Source organism: Streptomyces composti (assembly GCF_012034205.1).
GTDB lineage: Bacteria > Actinomycetota > Actinomycetes > Streptomycetales > Streptomycetaceae > Streptomyces > Streptomyces composti.
This window is the reverse complement of the sequence record NZ_JAATEM010000028.1, coordinates 76,697-102,396: the sequence shown is the minus strand read 5'-3', so window position 1 is coordinate 102,396 and position 25,700 is coordinate 76,697. Positions and strand designations below refer to the sequence as shown.

The following is a 25,700-nucleotide window of genomic DNA, read 5'->3' as shown; positions in this document are numbered from 1 at the left end:
GACTAATATTCAAAGGGTTGGACCCGGAACTTCGGTTCTGGGTCCAACCCTTTTCTGTTGTGCGTCACTTGACGTTCACATCGTGCCCTGACGATCCGAAGCATGGGTACCGCTGCACTGCTCAGAGCCGCCGGAGTCGGCATCGGGGACGAGGTGATCGTGCCGGCCTTCGGGAATGTGGAAGTCGCGGAGGCCGTGCGGACCGCGGGTGCGTCACCCGTGTTCGCGGACATCGATCCCATGACGTACTGCCTCGACCGGGCCGCCGTGGCGGCTGCCGTGACGCCGAGGACCGCGGCCGTCGTGGTCGTGCACCGCTTCGGACGCCCCGCCGGACTGGGGCCGTTCCTGGCGTTCGGGGAGAGCCGCGGCCTGCTGGTGCTGGAGCACAGGGACGCCGGCGGAGTTGAGGAAGCGTCGGACGAGGAGATCGCTCTGCGAAGGGCGCGGGCGGCCTATCTCGATAGGAAGCTGACGGGGGTGCGGACGCCCGAAGGGGCGGTTGGGCACACCTATCAGCAGTACGTCGTGCGGGTGCCCGGCAATGGGCGGCCCGACCGGGATGCCTTCGCACGGGCCATACGTGCGAAGGGAGTTGAATGCCGGGTACCGGTGAAGACGCCGGTGCACCGGATGCCGGAGTTCCTCCGGCGCGTTTCGCTGCCGGAGACCGAACGGGCTGCCGCGGAAACGCTGGCGTTGCCGGTCGAAGCCTCGCTCACGAAACGGGACATGCGGCGCATGGTCGCCGCCTGCAATGCGCTGGGCGGGCTGCTGCAGCCGGCCTGCTGAGCCCGGTTAGGAGCACAGGTCTGTTCGGGGTATGATCTATTCCGTTGCCGCGGGGGAAACCCGGAGGGAAACCTCGGCGCAGCAGCAGGCCCCTATAGCTCAGTCGGTAGAGCGTCTCCATGGTAAGGAGAAGGTCAACGGTTCGATTCCGTTTGGGGGCTCTGAAACGAAAAGGCCTCGCCCTTCAAGGGCGGGGCCTTAGTCGTATGGGGTCGCGGGCAGAATCTGTGGGCGAGATCTGCGGGCGAGGGAGGACGAGAAGCGGCCCGGCGAGGAGGCCCGCGCGACACGCTGGGCGACGGCCGGGCAGGCCGTCGGCGCCCCTTCGAAGGGTCGGGCGGCCGACGGCTGTTGCCGAGTCCCGCCCGGTCAGTCCTGGTGGGGCTCCGGGACGCGCATCGCCAGGATGGCCATGTCGTCGGACGGGGCGTCGGAAGCGAAGCGTTCCACGGCTCGCATGATGCGGGCCGCCACGGCGCCGGCCGTCAAGCCCGTGCAGGTGGTGAGGACGTCGGCGAGGCCGTCGTCGCCCAGCATGCGGTTGCCCTCGCGGCGTTCGGTGACGCCGTCCGTGACGCAGAGGAGGACGTCGCCCGGGTCGAGGGTGACGGTCTCCTCGTAGAGCTCGAGGTCCTCCAGGACGCCGAGGAGCGGCTGGGGTTCGGCCGCCGGTTCGACCGTGCCGTCCTGACGCAGCCTCAGCGGCAGCGGGTGGCCGGCGCAGACCACCTTGAGCTCCGCGCTGCCGTCCTCCCGCGGGCGCAGCTCGCCGTAGAGCAGGGTGAGGAAGCGGCTGCGGGCGCCCTCGTCGAGGATCGCGGAGTTGAGTCGCTGCAGGACGGCCGGGCCGCTGAGGCCCTCGCGGGCCAGCAGGCGCAGGGCGTGGCGGGCCAGGCCGGTGACCGCGGCGGCGTTGGGGCCGGTGCCGCAGACGTCGCCGATGGCGAAGCCGTAGGCGCCGTCGCTGATGGGGAACAGGTCGTAGAAGTCGCCGCCGACCTCGTTGCCCTCGCCGGCCGCGCGGTAGATGACCTCGACCTCGACGCCGTCGATCTGCGGCAGCTCGGGCGGCAGCAGACTGCGCTGGAGGGACTGGCTGATGGCGGTGCGCTCGGAGTACAGGCGCGCGTTGTCCAGGGCCAGGGCGGCTCGGCGGGAGAGGTCCTCGGCGAGTTCCAGGATCTCCTGGCGGAAGTGCTCGTCGGTGGGTTTGCCGAGGGTGAGCATGCCGATGACGCGGTTGCGGGCGACCAGGGGCAGCACGACCGTTTCCCCGCCGACCGCCTGGGCGGTCGCGAGGGTGGGGCCGATGCCGGGGGTGACCTGGTTGCTCGGGCCGCCGCTCAGGCCCAGGCTTCGCATCGAGGTGCGCAGGGCGGCCTGGTGGGCGACCTCTCCGGGCGCGGACCAGACGCGGGCGCCGGGGGTGGGGACCGGGTCGGGCGGGGGGATCTTCGACAGCAGGGACTTGATGCCGTCGATGAGTTCTTCGTCCTCGTGCAGCACGTAGGAGAGGTACGGCTCGGAGGCCTGGTCGGCGATGGTGTAGACGGCGCACCAGGTGGCGAGCGTCGGGACCGTCATCTGGGCCATGAGGGCGAGGGTCTGGTCCCGGTCCAGGGTGCCGGCCAGCAGGTCGGAGGCCTCGACGAGGAAGCTCAGCGAGCCGCGGCGCAGGCGCTCCAGCTCGCCGAGCCGGGCGGACTCCACGGCCAGCGCGATACGGTCGGCGGCGAACTGCAGGCGCAGCGCCTCCTCGTTGGAGTAGCGGCCCGGTGCCTCCGCGGCGACGCCGAGGGAGCCGGTGAGCCGGCCCTCGACCTTCAGCGGGACGGTGACCACCGAGCGCATGCCGGTGCCGTTGAGCAGCGGCACGGCGCCGGGGACGGCGGTGAGGTCGTCGTGCACGGCCGGCATGCGGGCGGAGCTGTAGCGGCCGGTGCCCGCCTCGACGGGGACGCGGGCGAAGCGCTGGCGGGCGGAGGGCAGGCCGGTGGAGGCGCGGACCTCCAGCTCGGTCTCGTCGTCGGTGGCCAGGAGCAGGAAGGCGGCGTCGCCGTCGAGCATGTCGCGGGCGCGCTCCACCGTGCGCTGGAGGAGTCCGTCGAGGTCGTCGGGGGCGGGGGAGCCGATGAACACCTCGAAGGGGTCGGCGTTCTGCCCCTCGGAGGAGCCGGAGGTGTCGGTGGTGGTCCCGCGCAGCGGTGTCTGCAGTATGGCGCGTTCGTGGTCGCGTACCAGGAGGCAGACGGTGGAGGGTTCGCCCGCGGTGTCGCGGACGCGCAGGTGGGAGGCGTAGACGGGGGTGACGCGGCCGTCGGCGTTGCGGATGCCGTAGCTGCCCTCCCAGCGGGAGAGCTGCAGGGCCTCGGCGATGCCGGTGCCGGTGCCGGGGGTGTGCGGCCAGGCAGCGAGGTCGGTGAGCGGCTTGCCGGTGACCTGGTCGGCCTTGTAGCCGAAGAGCTCCTCGGCGTCCTCGTTCCAGGAGGCGATGGTGCCGGCCCGGTCGATCTGCACCACGGCGACCCGGATCCGGCCGTCGGCGAGGGGAAGGAGGTCGGCGGGGAGCGAGGGTCCTGCGGCGCGGGTGCCGACGGTGCGCTCGGGCAGGTCGAGCTGGAACCAGACGGTCTTGTGGGTCGGCGTGTACTCCACGCCCCAGCGGCCGGCGAGCGCGGCGCAGAGCTGCAGGCCGCGGCCGCCCTCGCGGTCGGGGCTGCCCATGCTGACCGCGGAGCCCTGGACCGGGATCTCGCGTTCCGGATACCGGTCGGCCACCTCGATCCGCACGCCGTCCTCGCTGCGCAGGCAGAGGAGGTCGGCCGAGGTGCCGGCGTGCACGACCGCGTTGGTCACCAGTTCGCTGGTGAGGACGACCGCGTCGTCCACGATGTCGGAGAAGCCCCACCCCTGGAGGGTGTCGCGGACGAAGGAGCGGGCGCTCGCGACCGATCGCCCGACGGGCTCGAAACTTGCGGCCGCGCGCGCGGTGATCACAGAACTCCTCGACCGGTTCTCGACGGACATGGCTCCGTGGCCGACCGGCGCATGCCGCTGGTGCGGCAGGTCGCCCGTCGGCCGGGGGTCCGGGGGCTGGTCCCCAGGGATCAGTCCGGTGGTCATGTGTGCGGCCGCCCCTCCGTGCCCGCTCGTCTCCCGTGCCACCGCCCAGGCCGGACGGACCGGCGTGGCTGGACAGCCGGATGCAAGGTTACTTACCTTCGCCGTCCGAGCGGATGCCGGTCTGCAGTGTTTCCGTCCGGAGGGTGTGCGGACGATGTGCGAAGCTGCCGAACTGTTATGGCCTGGTTCGGCGAGGGTGAAACACTGGGCAGGCTGGTTGTGAGGGTTCGGGCAGGCCGAGTGTCATATCCGTCGAGTGGGCAGCAGCCCATGGGGGGCCGCGAAGGTACGGCCGCCGGAACTCGCAGTAGTACAGGTATACGCAGTAGTAACAGGTACGCCTCCGGTGGTACCCGAGCACGGCAGTAACGGTCGACCCCTGCGGGAGGGACACAGTGGAGTCTGGCGCAGCGACGCGGGGCACGAAAACGCGCGCGAAAGGCGGACAGTCCCTGAGCAAGGCGAGCAAGGGGCGAGGCGGCACCACGACGGTGGACACCGCCGCGCTGAACCGGCTGCTGGCGGCCCTGGAGGCGATGCGGGACGGCAATTTCCGCAAGCGGCTGACGGTGTCCGGCGACGGCGTGATGTCGCAGATCGCGGCGGTGTTCAACGAGGTCGCCGACCGCAATCTGCATCTGACGGGCGAGCTGTCGCGGGTGCGGCGGATGGTCGGCCGTGAGGGCAAGCTCACCGAGCGGCTGGAGACCGGGGCCTGCGAGGGTTCCTGGGCGACCGCGATCGACAACTCCAACGCGCTGGTCGACGACCTGGTGTGGCCGGTGTCCGAGGTCAGCCGGGTGCTGTCGGCGGTGGCCGAGGGTGATCTGTCGCCGCGGATGGAGCTGCGGACCCAGGGCCCGGACGGCAGCGGGCATCCGCTGCGGGGCGAGTTCCTGAAGGTCGGCCGGACCGTCAACAACCTGGTCGACCAGCTGTCGACGTTCACCGACGAGGTCACGCGCGTGGCCAGCGAGGTCGGCACCGAGGGCAAGCTGGGCGGCCAGGCTCGGGTGCGCGGCATGTCCGGTTCCTGGAAGGACCTCACGGACTCCGTCAACACCATGGCGGAGCGGCTCACCGCCCAGGTGCGGGACATCGCGCTGGTGACCACGGCGGTCGCCGGCGGTGACCTGTCACGCAAGGTGACCGTGCATGTCGAAGGCGAGATGCTGGAGCTGAAGAACACCGTCAACACGATGGTGGACCAGCTCTCCGCGTTCTCCTCCGAGGTCACCCGCGTCGCCCGGGAGGTCGGCACGGACGGCATCCTGGGCGGGCAGGCGCAGGTGCCGGGCGTGGCGGGTGTGTGGAAGGAACTCACCGACTCGGTGAACACCATGGCCGGGAACCTCACGGCCCAGGTGCGCGGGATCGCCGAGGTGACCACGGCGGTGGCCAACGGTGATCTGTCGCGGAAGGTGACGGTTCCGGCGCGCGGCGAGGTCGCGCAGCTCGCCGAGACGATCAACCAGATGACCGAGACGCTGCGGATCTTCGCGGACGAGGTCACCCGGGTGGCGAACGAGGTCGGTGCCGAGGGCCGGCTGGGCGGCCAGGCGAACGTGCCGGGCGCGGCGGGCACGTGGAAGGACCTGACGGACTCCGTCAACACGGTGTTCCGCAACCTCACCACGCAGGTGAGGGACATCGCCGCGGTGACGACGGCGGTGGCCAACGGTGACCTGTCGCAGAAGGTCACCGTGGACGTGGCCGGCGAGATGCTGGAGCTGAAGAACACCGTCAACACGATGGTGGACCAGCTGTCCGCCTTCGGCGCCGAGGTCACGCGGGTGGCGCGGGAGATCGGAGTCGAGGGTGAGCTGGGCGGCCAGGCGCAGGTGCCGGGCGCGGCGGGCACGTGGAAGGACCTGACGGACTCCGTCAACACGGCGTTCCGGAACCTCACCGGACAGGTGAGGAACATCGCCCAGGTGACGACGGCGGTGGCCAACGGTGACCTGTCGCAGAAGGTCACCGTGGACGTCTCCGGCGAGATGCTCCAGCTGAAGAACACCGTGAACCGGATGGTGGACCAGCTGTCGAGCTTCGCCGACCAGGTCACGCGCATGGCCCGGGACGTGGGCACCGAGGGCCGGCTGGGCGGTCAGGCACGCGTGGACGGCGTGTCCGGCACCTGGAAGGAACTCACCGACTCCGTCAACTCGATGGCGGGCAACCTCACCTCCCAGGTGCGCAACATCGCCCAGGTCACCACGGCCGTCGCCCGCGGTGACCTGTCGCAGAAGATCGACGTCGACGCGCGCGGCGAGATCCTCGAGCTGAAGAACACCATCAACACGATGGTCGACCAGCTGTCCTCGTTCGCCGAGCAGGTGACCCGGGTGGCCCGTGAGGTGGGCACCGAGGGACGGCTGGGCGGTCAGGCGCAGGTGCCCGGCGTGGCCGGCGTGTGGCGCGATCTGACCGACTCGGTGAACGGCATGGCCGGCAACCTCACCGCGCAGGTCCGCAACATCGCCCAGGTGGCGACCGCGGTGGCCCGCGGTGACCTGTCGCAGAAGATCACCGTGGACGCGCGCGGTGAGATCCTGGAACTGAAGAACACGCTGAACACGATGGTGGATCAGCTGTCGTCCTTCGCCCAGGAGGTCACCCGGGTGGCCCGCGAGGTCGGCACCGAGGGCATCCTCGGCGGCCAGGCCGAGGTGCAGGGCGTCTCCGGCACCTGGAAGGATCTCACCCAGTCCGTCAACGGCATGGCCAACAACCTGACCATGCAGGTGCGCAACATCGCCGAGGTGACCACGGCGGTCGCCAAGGGCGACCTGTCGAAGAAGATCACCGTCGACGCCAAGGGCGAGATCCTCGAGCTGGTCACCACGGTCAACACGATGGTGGACCAGCTGTCCTCGTTCGCCGAGCAGGTGACCCGGGTGGCGCGTGAGGTGGGCACCGAGGGCATCCTCGGCGGCCAGGCCCACGTGCCCGGTGTGACCGGCATCTGGAAGGACCTCAGCGACAACGTCAACCTGATGGCGAAGAACCTGACCACCCAGGTGCGCAACATCGCCCAGGTCTCCGCGGCGGTCGCCAACGGCGACCTGACCCGGCAGGTCAACATCGAGGCGCGCGGCGAGGTGGCGCAGCTCGCCGACACCATCAACACCATGGTCAAGACGCTGAGCGCGTTCGCCGAGCAGGTCACCAAGGTGGCCCGCGAGGTGGGCACGGACGGCATCCTCGGCGGCCAGGCGCATGTGCCGGGCGTGGCCGGCACCTGGAAGGACCTCACCGAGTCGGTGAACCAGATGGCGTCCAACCTGACCGGCCAGGTGCGCAACATCGCCATGGTCACCACGGCCATCGCCAAGGGCGATCTGACCAAGAAGATCGACATCGACGCGCGCGGCGAGATCCTCGAGCTGAAGACCACCATCAACACCATGGTCGACCAGCTCTCCTCGTTCGCCGAGGAGGTCACCCGTGTCGCCCGCGAGGTGGGCACCGAGGGGCAGCTCGGCGGCCAGGCGCGCGTGCGGGACGTGGACGGCACCTGGCGGGACCTGACCGAGTCGGTGAACGAGATGGCCGGGAACCTGACCCGTCAGGTGCGGGCCATCGCGCGCGTGGCGACCGCGGTGACCCGCGGCGACCTGAACCTGAAGATCGACGTGGACGCGTCCGGGGAGATCCAGGAGCTTCAGGACTACATCAACAAGATGATCGCCAACCTGCGCGACACCACGATCGCCAACAAGGAGCAGGACTGGCTCAAGGGCAATCTGGCGCGGATCTCGGCCCTGATGCAGGGCCGCCGGGACCTGGAGGACGTGGCCTCGCTGATCATGAGCGAGCTGACCCCGGTGGTCTCCGCCCAGCACGGCGCGTTCTACCTGGCGATGCCGCTGGTCGACGGGGAGGATCTGAGCGCCGCCGACGACGACCAGTTCGAGCTGCGGATGCTCGGCTCGTACGGCTACTCCATGGGGTCGATGCCGACCTCCTTCCGGCCCGGTGAGGGGCTCATCGGGACGGCCGCCGCGGAGAAGCGCACGATCCTGGTGGAGAAGGCGCCCGCCGGTTACCTGAAGATCTCCTCCGGGCTCGGGGAGGCGCCGCCCGCGCAGGTGATCGTGCTGCCGGTGCTGTTCGAGGGGAAGGTGCTCGGCGTCATCGAGCTGGCCTCGTTCACGCCGTTCACGCACATCCAGAAGGACTTCCTCAACCAGATCGCCGAGATGATCGCGACCAGCGTCAACACCATCTCGGTCAACACCAAGACCGAGCGGTTGCTGAAGCAGTCCCAGGAGCTGACCGAGCAACTGCGGGAGCGCTCGGCGGAGTTGGAGCAGCGGCAGAAGGCGCTGCAGGCGTCCAACGCCGAGCTGGAGGAGAAGGCCGAGCTGCTGGCCCGGCAGAACCGCGACATCGAGGTGAAGAACACCGAGATCGAGGAGGCGCGGCAGGTCCTGGAGGAGCGCGCCGAACAGCTCGCGGTGTCCATGCGCTACAAGAGCGAGTTCCTCGCCAACATGTCGCACGAGCTGCGCACGCCGCTGAACTCGCTGCTGATTCTGGCCAAGTTGCTCGCCGACAACGCCGAGGGGAACCTGACCCCGAAGCAGGTCGAGTTCGCCGAGACCATCCACGGTGCCGGATCCGATCTGCTCCAGCTGATCAACGACATCCTCGACCTGTCCAAGGTCGAGGCGGGCAAGATGGACGTCTCCCCGACGCGGATCGCGCTGGTCCAGCTGGTCGACTACGTGGAGGCCACCTTCCGGCCGCTGACCGCGGAGAAGGGCCTGGACCTGTCGGTGCGGGTCTCCCCGGAGCTGCCCGCCACGCTGCACACCGACGAGCAGCGGCTGCTGCAGGTGCTGCGCAATCTGCTGTCCAACGCGGTGAAGTTCACCGACTCCGGTTCGGTGGAGCTGGTCATCCGGCCGGCCCGGGACGACGTGCCGCAGCACATCCGCGAGCAGCTGCTGGAGGCCGGTTCGCTCACCGATCCGGACGCCGAACTGATCGCGTTCTCGGTGACCGACACCGGCATCGGCATCGCGGCCAGCAAGATGCGGGTGATCTTCGAGGCGTTCAAGCAGGCCGACGGCACCACGAGCCGCAAGTACGGCGGCACCGGTCTCGGGCTGTCCATCTCGCGGGAGATCGCGCAGCTGCTGGGCGGTGAGATCCACGCGCAGAGCGAGCCCGGCCGGGGCTCCACGTTCACGCTGTATCTGCCCCTGCACCCGAGCGAGCTGCCGCCGCACGGCTACCAGCAGCCGATGCCGTCGCTGGAGGCCGGGGACCTTGCGGCGTCCGGCGAGCCCTCGACCGAGCTGTCCGAGGCGGAGATCGAGACGCCGGCCGAGGTGAAGTCCTACCAAGAGACCCAGAACGGCCCGGCGGCGCTGTTCCGGCGCCGGCGCAGGGCCGCCGCCGCGGCCCCGCAGCGGCCCGAGCTGGAGCAGGCAGGCGCCGCACAGCCCGAGCAGTGGCAGGACGGCGGCGAGGAGTCCTCGCCCCGGACGCAGGCCGGGGTGCGCTTCGGCGGGCAGAAGGTGCTCATCGTCGACGACGACATCCGCAACGTCTTCGCGCTGACCAGCGTCCTGGAGCAGCACGGTCTCTCCGTGCTGTACGCGGAGAACGGCCGTGAGGGCATCGAGGTCCTGGAGCAGCACGACGACGTGGCCGTGGTGCTGATGGACATCATGATGCCGGAGATGGACGGATATGCGACGACCACCGCGATCCGGCGGATGCCCCAGTTCGCGGGCCTGCCGATCGTCGCGCTCACCGCGAAGGCGATGAAGGGCGACCGGGAGAAGGCCATCGAGTCGGGCGCCTCCGACTATGTGACCAAGCCGGTCGACCCGGACCACCTGCTGGCGGTGATGCAGCAGTGGATGCGTGAGGAGTGAGACGACGAGGGAGGTGAGCGCCGAGAGGTCCGGCGGGTGTGCGCCGAGGCGAGCCGTCGGGTGCGCGCCGAGGCGGACCGGCGCGTGCGTGCGAGGCGAGCCGTCGGGTGCGCGCCGAGGCGGACCGGCGCGTGCGTGCCGAGGGGAGCGGCGCGTCAGCGGAGTGACCGGCGAGGCGTCCGGCACGGCGAGTGGCGCGGCGACCCGCAGTGACCGGCCCGGTGGCCGCGGTGGCCGATCACGAAGGCTGCGTGAACATGACGGGAAGCTTCGGTCGAGCCGGTCGAGTTGCCGACGCGGCGCTGGTGAAGTCGTGTAGAAGTACGGGATTCGGGGAACCTTCTGGTCTCCCGCCGCGTTTCCGCTATGTGCACAGTGACATCGCGGTGACAGGGTGTGGCGACGGGCGGGGTGCAGCTACGATGACCGGCACAAGGACGGGCGGCGCAAGGGAGTCGTCCCCCGGGTGGGCACCCGCCGGTGCTTCCCCGGGTACCGCGGACAGGGGAGGCCCCAAGCCGGGGCGAGGAGGGCGGGCCATGGTTCAGAAGGCCAAGATCCTCCTGGTCGATGACCGGCCGGAGAATCTGCTGGCGCTGGAGGCGATCCTCTCTGCGCTCGATCAGACACTGGTGCGGGCATCGTCCGGGGAAGAAGCGCTGAAGGCACTGCTCACGGACGATTTCGCCGTGATCCTGCTGGACGTCCAGATGCCGGGCATGGACGGATTCGAGACCGCCGCGCACATCAAGCGGCGCGAGCGGACCCGGGACATCCCGATCATCTTCCTGACAGCGATCAACCACGGCCCGCATCACACCTTCCGGGGCTACGCCGCGGGCGCGGTCGACTACATCTCCAAGCCGTTCGACCCCTGGGTGCTGCGCGCCAAGGTGTCGGTCTTCGTCGAGCTGTACATGAAGAACTGCCAGCTGCGCGAGCAGGCGGCGCTGCTGCGGCTGCAGTTGGAGGGCGGCGAGAAGAACGCCGGCGAGCCGAAGGAGTCCGCGGGGCTGCTCGCCGAGCTGTCGGCGCGGCTCGCGGCCGTGGAGGAGCAGGCCGAGGCGCTGACCAAGCAGCTCAACGACGACAGCACCGACGCGGCCGCGGTGGCGACGGCGGCTCATCTCGAGCGCAAGCTCACGGGGTTGCGGCGGGCGCTGGACGCGCTCGAGCCCGGCGCGGGCAACGCCTCCTCGATCCCCTCGCAGGACTGACGCCCCCAGCAAGGGCGTTAACCGGTCTCCCGAAGCACGGCCGACGGGAGGCCGCTGTCATGTGGCGTCAACTTCACTCCCACGCAAGAAGCGACACGAACGGGTGAAGCATCGGGCACACGTGTCCCCCGGCGTCTCCACCGGTAACCTCACACCTATGGCCTCACGTCCCTCCGCAGCCAAGAAGTCGCCCGCGAAGAAGGCGGCCGCTTCGGCGAAGGCTCCGGCGAAGAAGGCCGCCGCCAAGAAGGCCCCCGCGAAGAAGGCTCCCGCCAAGAAGGGCGCCGCCAAGCGGGCCCCGGCGAAGAAGCCCGCGCCCAAGCCGGCGCCGAACCCGACCGGGGGCGTCTACCGCCTGGTGCGCGCCCTCTGGCTGGGGCTGGCGCACGCCGTCGGCGCGATCTTCCGCGGGATAGGGCAGGGTGCCAAGAACCTCGACCCCGCGCACCGCAAGGACGGACTCGCGCTGCTGCTGCTCGCCATCGCCCTGATCGTCGCCGCCGGCACCTGGGCCGATCTGCAGGGGCCGGTCGGCGACCTGGTGGAGATCCTGGTCACGGGCGCCTTCGGCCGGCTCGACCTGCTGGTGCCGGTGCTGGTCGGCGCCATCGCCGTGCGCCTGATCCGGCACCCGGAGAAGCCCGAGGCCAACGGACGGATCGTCATCGGCCTGTCCGCGCTCGTCATCGGCGTGCTCGGGCAGGTGCACATCGCCTGCGGCTCGCCCGCCCGCAGCGCGGGCATGAACGCCATAAGGGACGCCGGCGGGCTCATCGGCTGGGCCGCGGCCACCCCGCTGTCGTACACCATGACCGACATGCTGGCGGTACCGCTGCTGGTGCTGCTCACCATCTTCGGCCTGCTGGTGGTCACGGCCACCCCGGTCAACGCCGTGCCGCAGCGGCTGCGGCAGCTCGGGGTGAAGCTCGGCCTCATCCACGACGGCAGCGAGGCCGGCGGGTTCGAGGAGTACAGCGAGGACGACGAGCGCTACGAGGAGCAGTGGCGCGAGGCCCTGCCCGCCGGCCGTCGCCGGCGCGGCCGTTCCGCGCCCCGGGACTACGATCCCGACGCGGCCGAGGAGGAGGCGCTCTCCCGTCGCCGCCGGCCCCGCAGGTCCGCCGTGCCGCAGCCCGACGCCGGCCGCCCCATGGACGCGGTCGACGTGGCCGCCGCCGCGGCCGCCGCCCTCGACGGTGCCGTGCTGCACGGAATGCCGCCCTCCCCGGTGGTCGCCGACCTCACCCAGGGCGTGCGCGTCGGCGACCAGGAGCCCACCACACCCACCCCGGTCCCGGCCGCCCGCCCCCAGCAGGACCAGCCCGCCGCGGGGAGCAAGCCGCGACAGGAGCCCGAGAGCTCCGTCCCCGACCTGACCAAGACCCCGCCCGCCAAGCCGCGCGAGCTGCCCCCGCGGGCCGAGCAGCTCCAGCTGTCCGGGGACATCACCTACGCGCTGCCGTCCCTGGACCTGCTCACCCGCGGCGGCCCCGGCAAGGCGCGCAGCGCGGCCAACGACGCCATCGTCGAGTCGCTCACCACCGTCTTCACCGAGTTCAAGGTGGACGCCCGGGTCACCGGATTCACCCGCGGCCCGACGGTCACCCGCTACGAGGTGGAGCTCGGCCCGGCCGTGAAGGTGGAGCGCATCACCGCGCTCACCAAGAACATCGCCTACGCCGTGGCCAGCCCCGATGTGCGGATCATCAGCCCGATCCCCGGCAAGTCCGCGGTCGGCATCGAGATCCCCAACACCGACCGGGAGATGGTCAACCTCGGCGACGTGCTGCGGCTCGCGGAGTCCGCCGAGGACGACGATCCGATGCTGGTCGCCTTCGGCAAGGACGTCGAGGGCGGCTACGTCATGCACTCGCTGGCGAAGATGCCGCACATGCTGGTCGCCGGCGCCACCGGCTCCGGCAAGTCGTCCTGCATCAACTGCCTGATCACCTCGATCATGATGCGGGCGACCCCGGAGGACGTCCGGATGATCCTGGTCGACCCCAAGCGCGTGGAGCTCACCGCGTACGAGGGCATCCCGCACCTGATCACGCCGATCATCACCAATCCCAAGCGGGCCGCCGAGGCGCTGCAGTGGGTGGTGCGCGAGATGGACCTGCGCTACGACGACCTCGCCGCCTACGGCTACCGGCACATCGACGACTTCAACCGCGCCGTGCGCGAGGGCAAGGTCAAGCAGCCCGAGGGCAGCGAGCGGGAACTCCAGCCGTACCCGTATCTGCTGGTCATCGTCGACGAGTTGGCCGACCTGATGATGGTCGCCCCGCGGGACGTCGAGGACGCCATCGTGCGCATCACCCAGCTCGCGCGAGCGGCCGGCATCCACCTGGTGCTGGCCACCCAGCGCCCGTCGGTGGACGTCGTCACCGGTCTCATCAAGGCGAACGTGCCCTCCCGGCTCGCCTTCGCCACCTCCTCGCTCGCCGACTCCCGGGTCATCCTCGACCAGCCCGGCGCCGAGAAGCTGATCGGCAAGGGCGACGGACTCTTCCTGCCGATGGGCGCCAACAAGCCCATCCGCATGCAGGGCGCCTTCGTGACCGAGGAGGAGGTCGCGGCCGTCGTCCGGCACTGCAAGGAGCAGATGGCTCCGGTCTTCCGGGACGACGTGGTCGTCGGCACCAAGCAGAAGAAGGAGATCGACGAGGACATCGGCGACGACCTCGACCTGCTGTGCCAGGCGGCCGAGCTGGTCGTCTCCACCCAGTTCGGCTCGACCTCGATGCTCCAGCGCAAGCTGCGCGTCGGCTTCGCCAAGGCCGGCCGGCTGATGGACCTGATGGAGTCGCGGAACATCGTCGGGCCGAGCGAGGGGTCGAAGGCTCGTGACGTTCTCGTGAAACCTGATGAGCTGGATGGCGTGCTCGCCATGCTCCGCGGGGAGTCTGAAGGGTAGGCACAGGAGTCACGGTCGTCCCGCCGGGGCGCCCAGGTGGACGATCGTGACTCACCCGTAAGGGATCATTGAGCAACCCTTTCCCTGCGACGAACGTCAACTTGAGGGAAGGAACAGACAGCAGGTCCACCACCGGGATGTCGGGCCATTCCGATGGCGTATAAGTTCCGACCGCCCGGTTGCCCCACCCTTTTGTACTACCCCTAGACTGAACCTCCAGCACAGGTGGCTACACGCTCGAAAGGCGCGCCCGTGTCCATCGGCAACTCCCCTGAAGACGAGCGTCCGTTCGACGACGCGTCCGAGGAAGCCCGCCCCTCCGTCGGCCGTGCCCTGCAGCAGGCACGTATCGCCGCCGGGCTCACCGTAGACGACGTCAGTACCGCCACCCGGGTCCGCATCTCCATCATTCACGCCATCGAGGCGGACGACTTCGCACCCTGCGGTGGTGACGTCTACGCCCGCGGGCACATCCGGACCCTGGCCAAGGCCGTCGGCATCGACCCCGCCCCGCTGCTCGCCCAGTACGACGCCGAGCACGGCGGCCGTCCCGCACCCACCCCTGCCGCCCCCCTGTTCGAGGCGGAACGCATCCGTCCGGAACGGCGCGGCCCGAACTGGACCGCGGCCATGGTGGCCGCGATCGTCGCCGTCATCGGCTTCGTCGGCTTCACCCTGATCAAGGGAGGCGACGACACCGGCGGCAAGAGCAACCTCGCCGACGCCGCCGCCACCGAGGCGTCCGCCACGCCCACCCCGAAGGCCAAGAAGCCGGTCGACCCCAAGCCCGCGCCGTCGGACAGCGCCATCGCCGCCGCACCCCAGGACAAGGTGACCGTCAAGGTCAGCGCGGTCGACGGACCCAGCTGGATCTCGGCCAAGGACCACAACGGCCGCGCGCTGTTCGACGGGCTGCTCAAGAAGGGCCAGTCCGAGACCTTCCAGGACAGCTCCAAGATCAACCTGGTCCTGGGCAACGCCGGCAACATCGATCTGTTCGTCAACGGCAAGAAGATCGAGGACGACTGGCAGCCCGGTGCCGTGGAGCGCCTGACCTACACCAAGGGCGATCCGCAGGCCGGCTGAGCCTGCGCCGGACAACCGGCGTCACGGGTGCTTTCGCGACGGGGTTGGCCGAGTTCGGTCAACCCCGTCGACGTGGGGTGTCAGCGGGACGAAGTACTCTTGAGCCCATGCCTGAACGCCGTACCGTCGCACTCGTCACCCTTGGCTGCGCCCGTAACGAGGTGGACTCGGAGGAGCTCGCAGGCCGTTTGGAGGCGGACGGCTGGCAGCTCGTGGAGGACGCCGCCGAAGCGGACGTCGCCGTCGTCAACACCTGCGGATTCGTCGAGGCCGCCAAGAAGGACTCCGTCGACGCCCTCCTGGAGGCCAACGACCTCAAGGAGCACGGCAGAACGCAGGCCGTGGTGGCGGTGGGCTGCATGGCCGAGCGGTACGGCAAGGAACTGGCCGAGGCCCTCCCCGAGGCCGACGGCGTGCTCGGCTTCGACGACTACACGCAGATCTCCGAGCGCCTGCAGACCATCCTCAGCGGCGGCATCCACGCCGCGCACACCCCTCGCGACCGGCGCAAGCTGCTGCCGATCAGCCCGGTCGAGCGGCAGGAATCGGCCGCCTCCGTGGTGCTGCCCGGGCACGGGCCCGCCGTGCCGGAGCAGGGGCCCGGCGACCTGCCGGACGGCCTCGCACCCGCCTCCGGACCCCGCGCGCCCCTGCGCCGCCGCCTGGACGGCTCCCCGGTCGCCTCGGTCAAGCTCGCCTCCGGCTGCGACCGGCGCTGCTCCTTCTGCGCCATCCCCTCCTTCCGCGGCTCCTTCATCTCCCGCCGCCCCAGCGACGTGCTGAACGAGACGCGCTGGCTCGCCGAGCAGGGCGTGAAGGAGATCATGCTGGTCTCCGAGAACAACACCTCCTACGGCAAGGACCTCGGCGACATCCGCCTGCTGGAGTCCCTGCTGCCCGAGCTGGCCGGAGTCGACGGCATCGAGCGGGTCCGGGTCAGTTACCTCCAGCCGGCCGAGATGCGGCCCGGCCTGATCGACGTGCTGACCTCCACCGAGAAGGTCGCCCCCTACTTCGACCTGTCCTTCCAGCACTCCGCGCCCGGCGTACTGCGCGCCATGCGCCGCTTCGGCGACACCGACCGGTTCCTGGAGCTGCTCGACACCATCCGCTCCAGGGCTCCCGAGGCCGGCGTCCGCTCCAACTTCATCGTCGGCTTCCCCGGCGAGTCCGAGGCCGACCTCGCCGAGCTGGAACGCTTCCTGAACCACGCCCGGCTCGACGCCATCGGCGTCTTCGGCTACTCCGACGAGGAGGGCACCGAGGCGGCGACCTACGAGAACAAGCTCCCCGAGGACGTGGTCGCCGAGCGGCTGGCCCACGTCTCGCGCCTCGCCGAGGAGCTGGTCTCCCAGCGCGCCGAGGAACGGGTCGGCGAGACCCTGCGGGTACTGGTGGAGTCCGTGGACGAGGAGGACGGCGTGTACGGCCGCGCCGCCCACCAGGCACCCGAGACCGACGGCCAGGTGCTGCTGACGAACGGCGAGGGACTGGACGTCGGCCGTATGGTCGAGGCGAAGGTGGTGGGCACCGAGGGCGTCGACCTGGTCGCCGAACCGCTGTTCCAGGGTGCGCTCACGCGCGGTGAGGAGGCAGGCAGATGACGGGAATCCCGGCATCCGCGGCAGGAGGCCCCGTCGGCGCGCGCCGGGCGGCCGCGAGCGCGACGCCGGGCGGACCCGCAGCGGCCGCCGGCCGCGGCTCCGGAGCCGGACAGCCCGGCGCCGGCCGCAAGACCGGTCAGGCCGGCGGACGCGCCTTCGCGGGACGCCGCACGGCCGCACGTGAGGCGCAGGAGCCCTCCGGCGGCGCGTCCGGTGGTGCCTCCGCCGGCGGCGAGCTCTCCGGAGCCGATGTCGCGGCGGCGGCCGTGTCCGGGAAGGTGCCCGCCGACAGCGCGGGTGCCGACAACGGCAAGCCGGCGCGGGGCGGGAAGATCGCGGCCGCGGCGGTGAACCAGGCCAGCGTCTGGAACATCGCCAACCTGCTCACCATGCTGCGGCTGCTCCTGGTGCCGGCCTTCGTCATGCTGATGCTGGCCGACGGCGGCTACGACCCGGCCTGGCGCTCACTCGCCTGGGCGGCCTTCGCCATCGCCATGATCACCGACCTGTTCGACGGTCATCTGGCCCGCACCTACAACCTCGTCACCGACTTCGGGAAGATCGCCGACCCGATCGCCGACAAGGCGATCATGGGAGCGGCACTGATCTGTCTCTCCGCGCTGGGCGACCTGCCCTGGTGGGTCACCGGCGTGATCCTCGGCCGGGAACTCGGCATCACCCTGCTGCGTTTTCTGGTCATCCGCTATGGCGTCATCCCCGCCAGCCGCGGCGGCAAGCTCAAGACGCTCACTCAGGGCGTCGCCGTCGGCATGTATGTGCTGGCGCTGACGGGCTGGCTGGCCACCCTGCGCTTCTGGGTGATGGCCGCGGCGGTCGTGCTGACCGTGGTGACCGGACTGGACTATGTGAGACAGGCCATTGTGCTGCGCCGGAAGGGAATCGCCGAGCGCAAGGCGGCGTTGGAGGAGACGGCAGAGTGAGCTCCACGGCCGCCGACGTCGTGCGGCTACTCACCGTGCACGGCAGCACTCTGGCCGTCGCCGAATCCCTGACCGGCGGACTGGTGTCCGCGGAGATCACCTCGGTCCCCGGCGCCTCGAAGGTGTTCCGGGGTTCGGTGACCGCGTACGCCACCGACCTCAAGCACCGCCTGCTCGGCGTCGACGCCGAGCTGCTGGAGCGCAAGGGAGCGGTGGATGCCCAGGTCGCGGGGCAGATGGCCGCAGGGGCGCGCAGGGTTCTGGGCGCCGACTGGGGCATCGCGACCACCGGTGTCGCAGGCCCCGACCCCCAGGACGGGCAGGCTGTGGGCACGGTCTTCGTGGCGGTGCACGGACCCTTCGCGCAAGGTTCCGGTTCAGCCCGCGGCGGAAAAGTGCGGCACCTGCGGTTGAACGGCGACCGCGCGGAAATTCGTATGGAGAGTGTACGGAGCGTACTCGCACTGCTCCTCGAGGAGCTTGCGGGCGATCAGACCGGGAATGAGCGGGCATAGGATACGGAACGGAACGGGGGGTTTTGATGTTTGCAGCCCTGAGTGAACACGACATCGCTCCCCGCACGGCCGCGGCGCGAGGCGGTACGGTGGGGCGAGAAGGATGCGGCCATGCGGTCCGAGGAGGGAGCCACCGATGATTCTGCTCCGTCGCCTGCTGGGTGACGTGCTGCGTCGGCAGCGCCAGCGCCAGGGCCGTACTCTGCGCGAAGTCTCCTCGTCCGCCCGAGTCTCACTCGGCTATCTCTCCGAGGTGGAGCGGGGGCAGAAGGAGGCTTCCTCCGAACTGCTCGCCGCCATCTGCGACGCGCTGGACGTACGGATGTCCGAGCTCATGCGGGAAGTCAGCGACGAACTCGCTCTCGCCGAGCTGGCCCAGTCTGCTGCTGCGACCCCCAGCGAACCTGTGCCCACGCCGGTGCGCCCGATGCTGGGTTCCGTCTCCGTGACCGGTGTGCCACCGGAACGGGTGACCATCAAGGCACCTGCCGAGGCGGTGGACGTGGTCGCCGCCTGAACGGCGGCGTGAAGGTGTGACAGGCCCCGGAGGGGCCCTTCCGGGAAACCGGAGGGGTGCCGCCGGGGTTTTTCGCGTTTCGGGGGTAGTCGTGGTGCGGGGGGTGCGTTTGCCGGTGTGCCCCGCGGCGGTCATGGTTGAGGGATCACGGGGGGCGAGCCGCGGGGGGTGAGTCACGGAGGTGCGGATGTACGTCGTGAAGAGCCCGTTGTCCGATGCGAATCTCAAGACCGTCTCCGAGGCGCTGCAAGGCGCCCTCGTCGACCTGATCGATCTCGCCCTGGTGGCCAAGCAGATCCACTGGAACGTGGTCGGGCCGCGTTTCCGGTCGGTCCACCTGCAACTCGACGAGGTGGTGACCGTCGCCCGCCAGCATTCCGACACCGTGGCGGAGCGCTGCGCGGCACTGGGCGTCTCCCCGGACGGACGTGCGGCCACGGTGGCCGTCGGCAGCGGTATCGGGGTCACGCCCGAAGGCTGGGTCGACGACACCACGGCCGTGGGCACGCTCGTCGACGCGCTGGGCGCGGTGATCGCCCGGATGCGGGAGCGGGTGGCCGCGACCGAGGAACCGGATCCGGTGACCCAGGACATCCTCATCGGCGTCACCGCCGACCTCGAGAAGCAGCACTGGATGTTCCAGGCCGAGAACGGGTGACGTGGCGGCGCGCACAGCGCGCTGGGGGGCCGCTGCGAGCCTCGGGCTTCTGTGGTGGTGGGCGCTGGCACGACTCGTGCTGGCGCCCGGTGCCGGCGTGCTGGAGGCGGCGGTCGCCGCCGGAGGCTGGGGGCTGAGCCTGCTGCCGGTGCACTGCGTGCCCAAGCGGCAGGCGGAGGGCGCCCTGGCGGCCGGGCGGTGGCGCCGAGCCTGGCGGGTGCTCACGGGGCCCCGGGGTGGTGGGCAAGGGGTGGGGTGACGGTTTCAAGGGCGCTGCGCCTGCGCCCGTGACCGGGTGATGTGGCCTCCCCGTCGTGCAGGGCGGGCGGTCAGCCGGCCGTCCTGCGGCCGCGGCCCCGGTGCGGGTGCGGCTCCTCGGCCCGCGGTCAGCCGGTCGGGCGGGTGCGGTCGCGGCGGGACCTTCCGGGCTCGGGGGCCGGGCCGCGCTGGCAGACGGGGCACCAGTAGGTGGGCCGCTCGCGGGAGCCGTCACCCTGGTCGGCGACCCGGATGGGCGTGCCGCAGCGCAGACAGGGGCGGGACGCACGGCCGTAGACGAAGAGATCGGGCCCTCGGCCGGACGCCGCGCCCGATGCGCGGGAGGGACGCCTGCCCGGGTGCGATGGGGCGCCGGTAGGCGCGGCCGGGCCGGTCACCACGGGCGGCACGCCGGCCGGGGCGGTCGTGGTCGTGGTTCTGCGGATCGGGCGCTCGCGGTTGAAGTCCAGCAGCGTCTTGGCGAGTTCGGGCAGGTATGCGGCGCGGTCGGCGGGCAGGGCGCCCACCGGGAGCCAGGGGGTGACGCCGAGCAGGAAGCAGAGCTCGCTCTTGAACACATTGCCGATGCCGGCGAGGTTGCGCTGGTCGAGGAGCGCCTCGCCGAGCGGGCGGTCCGGGTCCTTCAGGAGGTTGGCCAGGGCCGTCTCGGGGTCCCAGTCGGGGCCCAGCAGGTCGGGTCCGAGGTGGCCGACCGCGCGGTCCTCGTCGGCGGTGCGCAGCAGCTCGAGCACGGGCAGGCGGTAGCCGACCGCGGTGCGCCCGGCGGTGCCGAGGATCACCCGGATCTGGTGGGCGGGACCGCCGGTCCAGCGCTCGCCGCCGGCGAACACCTTCCACGCCCCGTCCATCCGCAGATGCGAGTGCAGAGTCAGGCCGCCCTCGATCCTGGTGAGCAGGTGCTTGCCGCGCGGGGTGACGTCGAGGACGGTGCGGCCGGTGAGGTCGGCCGTGGCGAACCGGGGCACCCGCAGATCGCTGCGGGTCAGCACCCTGCCCGCGAGGGCGCTGTGCAGCCGTCGCGCCGCCTGCCAGACCGTGTCTCCTTCGGGCATGGCTCAAGGGTGGCACGCCGGCCGCGAAATGGCCGGTCGCGGACGGGGCGCCGGACGGGGCACGCAAGGACGGGCAACGGACGGGGCGGGGCAACGGACGGGGCGGGGCAGCACGGGGTGGTCAGGCACGCAGACGCAGTCCCCGGGGCGTGGCGATGAATCCCGCGGACTCCAGCAGCGCGCCGAAGGGGGAGGTCAGGGCCGGGCTGCCGTTGACGCGCTCCACGGTCACCGTGCCGAGGGAGCCCGCCCGGGCGGCGGTGGCGAGGGCCTCCGCGGCGGCCGGCAGCCGGCTGTCGTCGGCGGGCTCGGCGTCCGGGTCGGCGGGCCAGGCCAGCAGGGTCTTGCCGCCGCGCTCCATGTAGAGCGTCAGCTCGCCGTCGACCAGCACCACCAGGGAACCCGCCTTGCGGCCCGGCTTGTGGCTGGCGCCGTTGGGCGGCTCGGGCCAGCCCAGGGCGGCACCGTAGGCGTTCGCCGGGTCGGCGGCGGCAAGGACGACGGCCCGGGAGGACCGGTCCGGGCCGGTGCGCCGGCCCGCGAAGGGGTCGTAGGAGCCGCGTCCGCCCTGCTGCCACAGGGGCGGGCTGCCCGGCGTGAGGTCCCGGGGCGAGATCCACTCGCTCGGCGTGGTGCGGGAGGAGCCAGGGGAGCCGTCACCGGGGAAGCCGTCCTCGCCGGAGCCGAGGTCGCCCGGCGGGCCGTCGTGGCCCGGGGCGGATCCCGGCGGGCCGTCTGCCGGTGCGGCGAAGCCGTGCGTGGCGAACGGATCGGCACCGCCCGGCGGCTGCCCCTGGGGCCCTGCGGCGGGGCTGGGGGCCGGAAGGCTGTCGCCGCGCTCCCGCGCGTTGGACACCGCGCGCAGACGGTCGACCGCCCCGTCCATCGCGAACTGGGCGGCGCCCAGGCCCTCCACCACATAGCCGCGCCGGGCCTGCCCGGTCTCCTCGAAGGCGGACAGCACCCGGTACACCGCCGAGAAGCCGCCCTCGACGCCCTCCGCGGCGACGGCGCCGCGGGTGACCACGCCGTGCCGGTCGAGCAGCGTACGGGCCAGGGCGTGGGCGCGGACCGTGGTGTCCGCCTCCCGCTCGGGCAGCAGGGACCAGCGTCCCGCGACGCTCGGCGGGCCGTTGCGGGAGGCACTGCGGGCGGCCGCGGTGAGCGAGCCGTACCGTCCGCGCGGGACGGAGCGCTTGGCGCGGTGGGCCGTGGAGCCCGCCGTACGCCCGGAGCCCAGGTAGGCGCGCATCGGGCCGAGCGTGTCATTGGTGAGCCGGCCCGACCAGGCCAGGTCCCAGATGGCGTCGGCGAGCTGCGGATCGGTGACCTCCGGGTGGGTGGTGGCGCGGACCCGGTCGGCGATCTGCCGGAAGAACAGGCCGTAGCCACCGCTCAGGGCGTCCAGCACGGACTGGTGCAGCGGGGTCGGCTCCAGGGGGTGCGGCGGCGGCAGGAGCAGCGGGGCGGCGTCCGCGAGGTACAGGGAGACCCAGCCGTCCTTCCCGGGCAGCGAACCGGCGCCCGCCCACACCACCTCACCGGAGGCGGTGAGCTCGTCCAGCATCGCGGGCGTGTAGTCCGCCACCCGCGAGGGCAGGACCAGCTTCTCCAGGGCGGAGGCGGGCACCGAGGCGCCCTGCAGCTGCTCCACCGCGCGCACCAGACCGTCGATGCCGCGCAGCGCGTGCCCCTTGCCGATGTGCTGCCACTGGGGGAGGAACTGGGCGAGCGCGGGCGGCGGCACGGGTTCCAGCTCGTGCCGCAGCGCGGCCAGGGACCGGCGGCGCAGCCGGCGCAGCACGGTGGCGTCGCACCACTCCTGGCCGATCCCGGCCGGGTGGAACTCGCCCTGCACGATCCTGCCCGCCGCCGACAGCCGCTGCAGCGCGCCCTCGGTGACGGCCACGCCCAGACCGAAGCGGCCCGCCGCGGTCGCCGAGGTGAACGGGCCGTGGGTGCGGGCGTAGCGGGCGAGAAGGTCGCCCAGCGGATCCTTCACCGGCTCGGTGAACGCCTCCGGCACACCGACCGGCAGCGCCGTGCCCAGCGCGTCCCGCAGCCGCCCGGCGTCCTCCACGGCCGCCCAGTGGTCGGCGCCGGCGATGCGGACCCGGATGGCGCGCCGCGCGGAGGCCAGCTCCTCGGCCCACCCCGGCTGCGCGCCGCGTTCCGCCAGCTCGGCGTCGGTGAGCGGGCCGAGCATCCGCAGCAGGTCGGCGACGCCCTCCACGTCCTTCACCCGCCGGTCCTCGGTGAGCCACTGCAGCTCGCGCTCCAGCTCGACGAGCACCTCGGCGTCCAGCAGCTCGCGCAGTTCGGCCTGGCCGAGCAGCTCGGCGAGCAGCCGGGAGTCCAGGGACAGCGCGGCGGCCCGGCGCTCGGCGAGCGGGGAGTCGCCCTCGTACAGGAACTGGGCGACATAGCCGAAGAGCAGGGAGCGGGCGAAGGGCGACGGCTCGGGGGTGGTGACCTCGACCAGGCGCACCTTGCGGGACTCCAGGTCGCCCATCAGCTCGACCAGGCCGGGCACGTCGAACACGTCCTGGAGGCATTCGCGGACCGCCTCCAGCACGATCGGGAAGGAGCCGAACTCGCCCGCGACCTGCAGCAGCTGAGAGGCCCGCTGACGCTGCTGCCACAGCGGGGTGCGCCGGCCGGGATTGCGGCGCGGCAGCAGCAGCGCGCGGGCGGCGCACTCACGGAACCGGGAGGCGAACAGCGCCGAGCCGCCCACCTGGTCGGTGACGATCTGGTCGATCTCGCCCTTGTCGAAGACGACGTCCGCCGCCCCCACCGGCGCCTGGTCGGCGTCGTACTCCGCGCCCGCCTTCACCGGCTCCTGGTCGAGCAGGTCCAGGCCCATCAGATCCGCGTCAGGCAGGCGGAGCACGATGCCGTCGTCGGCGTGCATCACCTGGGCGTCCATGCCGTACCGCTCGGACAGGCGGGCGCCGAGCGCCAGCGCCCACGGGGCGTGCACCTGGGCGCCGAACGGGGAGTGCACCACCACCCGCCAGTCGCCCAGCTCGTCGCGGAAGCGCTCCACGACGATGGTGCGGTCGTCCGGCACATGACCGCAGGCCTCGCGCTGCTCGTGGAGGTAGGCCAGGACGTTGTCCGCGGCCCAGGCGTCGAGACCGGCGGCGAGCAGCCGCAGCCGGGCGTCCTCCCTGGACAGCGAGCCGACCTCGCGCAGGAAGGCGCCCACCGCGCGGCCCAGCTCCAGCGGACGCCCCAGCTGGTCGCCCTTCCAGAACGGCAGCCGGCCCGGCACTCCCGGCGCAGGGGACACCAGCACCCGGTCACGGGTGATGTCCTCGATGCGCCAGGAGCTGGTGCCCAGGGTGAACACATCGCCCACGCGGGACTCGTAGACCATCTCCTCGTCCAGTTCGCCGACCCGGCCGCCCCCCTTCTTCGGGTCGGCGCCGGCGAGGAACACCCCGAACATGCCACGGTCGGGGATCGTGCCGCCCGAGGTCACCGCGAGCCGCTGGGCGCCCGGGCGGCCCGTGATCTCGCCGGTGACCCGGTCCCACACCACGCGCGGGCGCAGCTCGGCGAAGGCGTCGGAGGGGTAGCGGCCGGCCAGCATGTCGAGCACGCCGGTGAAGGCGGACTCGGGCAGCGAGGCGAAGGGCGCGGCCCGGCGCACCACGGCCAGCAGATCGTCGTACTGCCAGGTGTCCATCGCCGTCATGGCGACCAGCTGCTGGGCCAGGACGTCGAGCGGGTTGGCGGGGATCCTCAGGGACTCGATGGCACCCGAGCGCATCCGCTCGGTGACCACCGCCGCCTGCACCAGATCGCCGCGGTACTTCGGGAACACCACACCCGTGGACACCGCGCCCACCTGATGGCCCGCGCGGCCCACCCGCTGCAGCCCCGAGGCGACGGACGGCGGCGACTCCACCTGCACCACCAGGTCCACCGCGCCCATGTCGATGCCCAGCTCCAGGCTGGAGGTGGCGACCACCGCGGGCAGCCGTCCCGCCTTGAGGTCCTCCTCCACCAGGGTCCGCTGCTCCTTGGACACCGAGCCGTGATGGGCCCGGGCGATCACCGGCGGCGCCCCGTGCGCGGCCCCGGAGCCGCCCATCAGCTCCGCGGGGGAGTGATGCTCGTCCAGCGACTCGCCGGTGGCACGCTCATAGGCGATCTCGTTCAGCCGGTTGCACAGGCGCTCGGCGAGCCGGCGGGAGTTGGCGAACACGATCGTCGAGCGGTGCGACTGGACGAGGTCGGTGATCCGCTCCTCGACATGCGGCCAGATCGACGGGCGCTCGGCCCCCTCCGAACCGTCCGCGACCGGGGAACCGCCCAGCTCGCCCAGATCCTCCACCGGGACCACGACGGACAGGTCGAACTCCTTGCCCGACTCCGGCTGGACGATCTCCACCTTGCCGCGCGGCGACAGAAAGCGCGCCACCTCGTCGACCGGGCGGACCGTCGCCGACAGGCCGATCCGGCGGGCGGGCCTGGGCAGCAGCTCGTCCAGCCGCTCCAGGGACAGCGCCAGATGCGCGCCGCGCTTGGTGCCGGCGACCGCGTGCACCTCGTCCAGGATCACCGTCTCCACGCCGGCCAGCGCGTCCCGCGTGGCCGACGTCAGCATCAGGAACAGGGACTCCGGGGTGGTGATCAGGATGTCCGGCGGGCGCGTGGACAGCGCGCGGCGCTCGGCCGGCGGGGTGTCCCCCGAGCGGATGCCCACCTTCACCTCGGGCTCGGGCATGCCGAGGCGCACCGCCTCCTGGCGGATGCCGGTCAGCGGGCTGCGCAGATTGCGCTCCACGTCGACCGCGAGCGCCTTCAGCGGGGAGACGTACAGGACACGGCACCGCTTCTTCGGATCGGCGGGCGACGGCGTGGACGCCAGCTGGTCCAGCGCCGCGAGGAAGGCGGCCAGGGTCTTCCCGGAACCGGTGGGCGCCACCACCAGCACGTCCGAACCCGCACGGATCGCCTGCCACGCCCCGGCCTGGGCGGCCGTGGGCGCGGAGAACGCCCCCGTGAACCACCCACGGGTCGCGGGGGAGAAGCCGTCCAGGGCTCGAAGCGGATCGCCGACCATGTGTCCATCGTGCACCCCACCACTGACAACG

At 71.6% G+C, this 25,700-nt stretch carries 14 protein-coding genes and 1 tRNA gene; 12 read left to right on the top strand and 3 right to left on the bottom strand.

Going from position 1 to position 25,700, the window contains the following annotated elements; all coding sequences use genetic code 11:
- Nucleotides 1-102: 102 nt before the first annotated feature.
- A complete protein-coding gene (locus HCJ93_RS22525; protein ID WP_167997599.1) occupies nucleotides 103-792 on the top strand; it encodes a DegT/DnrJ/EryC1/StrS family aminotransferase in 690 nt (229 codons plus the stop codon).
- 88 nt (nucleotides 793-880) lie between these two features.
- A tRNA-Thr gene (locus HCJ93_RS22520) sits at nucleotides 881-953 on the top strand.
- A gap of 208 nt (nucleotides 954-1,161) precedes the next feature.
- On the opposite strand, the gene HCJ93_RS22515 is transcribed toward HCJ93_RS22520, so the two are convergent.
- On the bottom strand, nucleotides 1,162-3,915 hold the full coding sequence (locus tag HCJ93_RS22515) for a SpoIIE family protein phosphatase (protein WP_167997598.1): 2,754 nt from the start codon (nucleotides 3,913-3,915) through the stop codon (nucleotides 1,162-1,164).
- A 395-nt stretch (nucleotides 3,916-4,310) separates the two neighbouring features.
- Between HCJ93_RS22515 and HCJ93_RS22505 the strand changes: the two genes are divergently transcribed.
- The 10 genes from HCJ93_RS22505 to HCJ93_RS22460 all read left to right on the top strand — a co-directional run bounded on the left by HCJ93_RS22505 (nucleotide 4,311) and on the right by HCJ93_RS22460 (nucleotide 19,520).
- A complete protein-coding gene (locus tag HCJ93_RS22505; protein ID WP_167997597.1) occupies nucleotides 4,311-9,806 on the top strand; it encodes a HAMP domain-containing protein in 5,496 nt (1,831 codons plus the stop codon).
- A gap of 539 nt (nucleotides 9,807-10,345) precedes the next feature.
- A complete protein-coding gene (locus HCJ93_RS22500) occupies nucleotides 10,346-11,023 on the top strand; it encodes a response regulator (RefSeq protein ID WP_167997596.1) in 678 nt (225 codons plus the stop codon).
- A gap of 157 nt (nucleotides 11,024-11,180) precedes the next feature.
- Nucleotides 11,181-13,940, top strand: a complete 2,760-nt coding sequence (locus HCJ93_RS22495; protein ID WP_206317804.1) for a DNA translocase FtsK — start codon at nucleotides 11,181-11,183, stop codon at nucleotides 13,938-13,940.
- A 252-nt stretch (nucleotides 13,941-14,192) separates the two neighbouring features.
- Nucleotides 14,193-15,026 (top strand): helix-turn-helix domain-containing protein, encoded by an 834-nt coding sequence (locus HCJ93_RS22490; RefSeq protein WP_167997595.1) that lies wholly within the window; start codon nucleotides 14,193-14,195, stop codon nucleotides 15,024-15,026.
- 107 nt (nucleotides 15,027-15,133) lie between these two features.
- Nucleotides 15,134-16,630, top strand: a complete 1,497-nt coding sequence (gene rimO / locus HCJ93_RS22485) for a 30S ribosomal protein S12 methylthiotransferase RimO (RefSeq protein WP_167997594.1) — start codon at nucleotides 15,134-15,136, stop codon at nucleotides 16,628-16,630.
- Entirely contained in the window at nucleotides 16,627-17,571 is a 945-nt protein-coding gene (gene pgsA / locus HCJ93_RS22480) for a CDP-diacylglycerol--glycerol-3-phosphate 3-phosphatidyltransferase (protein WP_167997593.1), read from the top strand. The genes rimO and pgsA overlap by 4 nt, the downstream gene beginning before the upstream one ends.
- Entirely contained in the window at nucleotides 17,568-18,086 is a 519-nt protein-coding gene (locus tag HCJ93_RS22475; protein ID WP_167997592.1) for a CinA family protein, read from the top strand. The genes pgsA and HCJ93_RS22475 overlap by 4 nt, the downstream gene beginning before the upstream one ends.
- 136 nt (nucleotides 18,087-18,222) lie before the next feature.
- Nucleotides 18,223-18,603 carry a helix-turn-helix domain-containing protein gene (locus tag HCJ93_RS22470; RefSeq protein WP_167997591.1) on the top strand — a complete coding sequence of 127 codons (381 nt, stop codon included), beginning with the start codon at nucleotides 18,223-18,225 and terminating at the stop codon, nucleotides 18,601-18,603.
- A gap of 187 nt (nucleotides 18,604-18,790) precedes the next feature.
- The gene (locus tag HCJ93_RS22465; protein WP_167997590.1) at nucleotides 18,791-19,261 is read left to right on the top strand and encodes a Dps family protein; all 471 of its coding nucleotides are present in this window, start codon (nucleotides 18,791-18,793) and stop codon (nucleotides 19,259-19,261) included.
- Between the two features lies 1 nt (nucleotide 19,262).
- Complete coding sequence (locus HCJ93_RS22460; RefSeq protein WP_167997589.1) at nucleotides 19,263-19,520, top strand: hypothetical protein; 258 nt, start codon at nucleotides 19,263-19,265, stop codon at nucleotides 19,518-19,520.
- 127 nt (nucleotides 19,521-19,647) lie between these two features.
- Here the strand turns inward: HCJ93_RS22460 and HCJ93_RS22455 are convergent, their stop codons facing one another.
- Nucleotides 19,648-20,592 (bottom strand): DNA-formamidopyrimidine glycosylase family protein, encoded by a 945-nt coding sequence (locus tag HCJ93_RS22455; RefSeq protein ID WP_167997588.1) that lies wholly within the window; start codon nucleotides 20,590-20,592, stop codon nucleotides 19,648-19,650.
- A gap of 121 nt (nucleotides 20,593-20,713) precedes the next feature.
- The gene (locus tag HCJ93_RS22450; RefSeq protein ID WP_167997587.1) at nucleotides 20,714-25,669 is read right to left on the bottom strand and encodes an ATP-dependent helicase; all 4,956 of its coding nucleotides are present in this window, start codon (nucleotides 25,667-25,669) and stop codon (nucleotides 20,714-20,716) included.
- Nucleotides 25,670-25,700 lie beyond the last annotated feature (31 nt).

Bases quoted from the DNA above. Each gene is read 5' to 3' on its own strand.
- HCJ93_RS22450 (WP_167997587.1), bottom strand. From the start codon at position 25,669: ATGGTCGGCGATCCGCTTCGAGCCCTGGACGGCTTCTCCCCCGCGACC.
- pgsA (WP_167997593.1), top strand. From the start codon at position 16,627: ATGACGGGAATCCCGGCATCCGCGGCAGGAGGCCCCGTCGGCGCGCGC.
- HCJ93_RS22495 (WP_206317804.1), top strand. From the start codon at position 11,181: ATGGCCTCACGTCCCTCCGCAGCCAAGAAGTCGCCCGCGAAGAAGGCG.
- HCJ93_RS22500 (WP_167997596.1), top strand. From the start codon at position 10,346: ATGGTTCAGAAGGCCAAGATCCTCCTGGTCGATGACCGGCCGGAGAAT.
- rimO (WP_167997594.1), top strand. From the start codon at position 15,134: ATGCCTGAACGCCGTACCGTCGCACTCGTCACCCTTGGCTGCGCCCGT.
- HCJ93_RS22455 (WP_167997588.1), bottom strand. From the start codon at position 20,592: ATGCCCGAAGGAGACACGGTCTGGCAGGCGGCGCGACGGCTGCACAGC.
- HCJ93_RS22470 (WP_167997591.1), top strand. From the start codon at position 18,223: ATGATTCTGCTCCGTCGCCTGCTGGGTGACGTGCTGCGTCGGCAGCGC.
- HCJ93_RS22465 (WP_167997590.1), top strand. From the start codon at position 18,791: ATGTACGTCGTGAAGAGCCCGTTGTCCGATGCGAATCTCAAGACCGTC.
- HCJ93_RS22515 (WP_167997598.1), bottom strand. From the start codon at position 3,915: ATGACCACCGGACTGATCCCTGGGGACCAGCCCCCGGACCCCCGGCCG.
- HCJ93_RS22525 (WP_167997599.1), top strand. From the start codon at position 103: ATGGGTACCGCTGCACTGCTCAGAGCCGCCGGAGTCGGCATCGGGGAC.